The sequence below is a fragment of the Protofrankia sp. CiP1_Cm_nod1 genome (assembly GCF_920888515.1).
Lineage (GTDB): Bacteria > Actinomycetota > Actinomycetes > Frankiales > Frankiaceae > Protofrankia.
In genome coordinates, this window is the sequence record NZ_CAKKTM010000080.1 from 1 (window position 1) to 3331 (window position 3331).

The 3331-nt window shown below is 67.6% G+C and carries 3 protein-coding genes; 2 read left to right on the forward strand and 1 reads right to left on the reverse strand.

The annotated features are described in order from the left end of the window. Positions 1–342: 342 nt before the first annotated feature. Complete coding sequence (locus NBX02_RS04305) at positions 343–924, forward strand: helix-turn-helix domain-containing protein (protein ID WP_250285788.1); 582 nt, start codon at positions 343–345, stop codon at positions 922–924. Between the two features lie 34 nt (positions 925–958). Then, positions 959–1495: a hypothetical protein gene (locus tag NBX02_RS04310; RefSeq protein WP_250285787.1), complete on the forward strand. Its 537-nt coding sequence runs from the start codon at positions 959–961 to the stop codon at positions 1493–1495. Between the two features lie 665 nt (positions 1496–2160). On the opposite strand, the gene NBX02_RS04315 is transcribed toward NBX02_RS04310, so the two are convergent. After that, positions 2161–3180, reverse strand: a complete 1020-nt coding sequence (locus NBX02_RS04315; RefSeq protein WP_250285786.1) for a tryptophan--tRNA ligase — start codon at positions 3178–3180, stop codon at positions 2161–2163. Between the last annotated feature and the right edge of the window lie 151 nt (positions 3181–3331).

The following is a 3331-nucleotide window of genomic DNA, read 5'->3' on the forward strand; positions in this document are numbered from 1 at the left end:
CCCGAAAATCTCAGTTCGCTGAAATATTATTACCCGGGCCGACCAGTCGAGGGACGACGAGGTTCCTTCTCGAGGAACTGCCTGTACCTGACACGCCGGCAGACGGCCGCTTGAGGTATGCCAGCCGCAGGAGCGGTGTCGGACGGGTTGGTTCGTCGTCCGTGGCCGGGGCGCTGACCCGGCCGGGTTGCCGTCGGCGACGATGGCCGGTCATGTCAACACCCGGCGGCGGAATTGCCCGATCGTGGCACTACAGCACGTGCGGGAGCGTCGCGTCCCGTCGCTGACCGGCGGCAGGACGACAGCGGACTGGTCGGCGTGTAGGCGTATACGCTTACGTTCATGGTGGTGGCTGACCTGGTACGCGGCGTTCGAGCCGATGCGGGGCTGTCTGTGCGGGCCCTCGCCGATGCGGCGGGGGTGGCGGCCAGTACCGTCCACCGGATCGAGCGGGGCGAGTTGCAGCCGACCGTGGACACGTTGCGACGTATCATCGAAGCCGCTGGGATGCGCCTGCACATCGACGTCCACCCCGACTATTCGGCCAGCATGGTCGGCCTGGCACGGTCGATCGTGAGTGACATCCCCGCTGGAGAGCGCACGGAGCCGGTCCGCAAGGCGGCGGAACTGGCCCATCGGTTCCGCGGCGCGGACCCGGACATCCGTCGTCGAATGATCACCGCGATGCCGCCTGCGACCGGGGACCAACGATGGGACGCCTTCCTGGCCGCACTCGCCGAGTGGCTGGCGGTCCAGGAGGATCTGCCCGTTCCCGCATGGGCCCATCACGACAGCCGCTATCTGCGCCATGGCTGGTGGGTGACGTCGATGCCGTCGATGCGGGCCTGGGAGTACGCCGGCAGCCCGGTTTCATTCCAGAACCATGGTGTGTACCTGCACCGCGACTCCCTCACGAACATATGAGTCAGCTGGTTCCTGATCATGGAGAAGCTGTCACATGCTGACCAGAGAGCGCATTCTCGGCCTGTTCGCGGAGCTGAACGACGAACTCCGCCGGCTGGGGATCCGCGGTGACGTCTTCATCGTCGGTGGTGCCGCCATGACTGTCGCCTACGACGCTCGACCGGCCACCAGGGACGTTGACGGGATCTGGCATCCGTCCACCGAGGTCCGCGCCGCCGCGGCACGGGTTGCAGCCCGTCATGAGGACCTTGAACCGGACTGGCTGAACGACGGAGTCAAAGGTTTTCTACCGGGTCATGATCCGGGGCATCCCGTCGTCGTCTACGACAATGATCACCTCACCGTGTCGGCTCCGTCTCCCGAGTACCTGCTGGCGACGAAGCTGCTGGCGAGCCGGGTCAGCCGTGACGAGAACGACATCATCAGGCTGTACGACCTGTGTGGCTTCTCCAGCGTCGACGAAGGCCTCGATCTGCTCGAACGCTATTACCCGGGCCGGCCGATCGAGGCGAAGGTGAGGTTCCTGCTCGAGGAACTGCTCGCACCCGACGCGCCGGCGGACGGCCACTGAGGCAGCCGGCCACTGAGGCAGCCGGCCGTGGGAGCGGGTGTCGGACACGGTGGTTCGTCGTCAGTGGCAGGGGCGCTGACCCGGCCGGGCTGGCGTCGGCGGCGATGGCCGGTCATGTCGGCACTCGGTAGCGGGAGATGCTCGATCGTGGCATTACAGTACGTGCGTGTGTTGCGTCGCGTCGCCGGTCGGCGACGCGACGACAGCAGGGTGATCGTCGTGTCCGCCACGGGGGAATGGATCATGCTGTGGGTGTCGAGATATGCGGACGGGATGTCGGCCCGGTGGGCCGCCCGGCTCGGCCCGGTGGGCCGCTGTGGCCCGTCGTGCCGCTGTGGCTCGGCGTGTTCCGGGCTGCCGGGCTGCGGCGCGGCCGTCCGTCGCGTTCCGGCCCGTCGGGCCGTGACGGTGTGATCACGGCGGTCGCTGACGGGGCACGCGGCTCGGTATGAGCCGCAACCTCAGGATCGCGGTGCCCGTGGTGCTGGTCGCCGCGCTCGTCGTCGTCGGGTTACGGGTGCTCACCCGTCCCTCGTTGTTCGCGTCCGACGCCTGATTCGGTCATGGGATGACGTGCGGCCGTCGCTGTGTGATGGCGGCCCGACACGGCCCGCCCGGTCGTCCCGCGCGTGGTATCCACACGGGACGAGACCGGCGGGACGGGGTCAGTCGATGCCGATCGCTCCGCGTATCTGTTCCAGGGTGGGCACTGTTCGTTTGCGGGCCTTTTCCGCGCCCGCGGCCAGCATGGCATCCAGTTCGCTGCCGGGGGCCATCAGGGCGTCGTAACGTTCGCGCAGCGGGCCGAGCTGCGTGTTGAGGACGTCGAACAGCTGGTTTTTCAGCTCGCCCCAGCCCATGCCGCCGGCCAGCAGGCGTTGCCGGGTGTCGGCGACGGTCTCCGGGGAGGCGAACTGCTCCAGGATCTGGAAGACGCTGGAGCTGTCCGGATCCTTGGGCGCCTCCACCGGGGTGGAATCGGTGGGAATACGACGGACGAGTTTCTTCAGCTGGGACTCGGTACAGAAAAGCGGAATCGTGTTGTCGTACGACTTGCTCATCTTCCGGCCGTCCAGGCCGGGGAGCGTGCGTCCGGTCTCGGCCTCGGGCACGATCGCCTGCGGGATTCTGAGTTTGAAGCTGTCACCGTAGACGTGGTTGAACGAGCCCGCGATGTCGGCGGCGATCTCCACGTGCTGTACCTGGTCGCGCCCGACCGGCACCGCGTCGGTGCCCATGATCAGGATGTCGACCGCCATGAGAACCGGATAATTGTACAGGCCCATGTTGATCCCGGCGTCGAGATCCGCCTTGCCCGCTTCCCGGTTGCGGTCCCGCGCCGCCTTGTAGGCGTGTGCCCGGTTCAGCAGCCCTTTACCGGTCAGGCAGCTGAGGATCCAGGCCAGCTCGGGGATCTCGGGGATGTCCGACTGCCGATAGAGGACCACCTGGTCCGGGTCGAGGCCGGCGGCGATCCACGTCGCGGCCACCGAGCGGGTGTAGTGCCGCAGCAATGCCGGGTCGCGAACAGTGGTCAGCGCGTGGTAGTCCGCGATGAAGTACATCGCCTCGTACTCCTCGGCGAGCCGCAACGCCGGTTTGATGGCACCGACGTAGTTGCCGAGGTGCGGTTCACCGGTCGGCTTGATTCCCGTCAGGGAAATTCTGGCTGGGGACGCGGACATCAACCTCACATCTTCTCCGGACTGTCCCTGAGAATACAGCTCGCGGTGGACGCCGGCCGTGACGCCCGCCCCCGGGCCGTGTGAGGTGGGGCCGCCCGCCCGCCCGCCCGCCCGCCTGCCCGCCTGCCGGGCCGTCGCCCGCCGCTGCCTC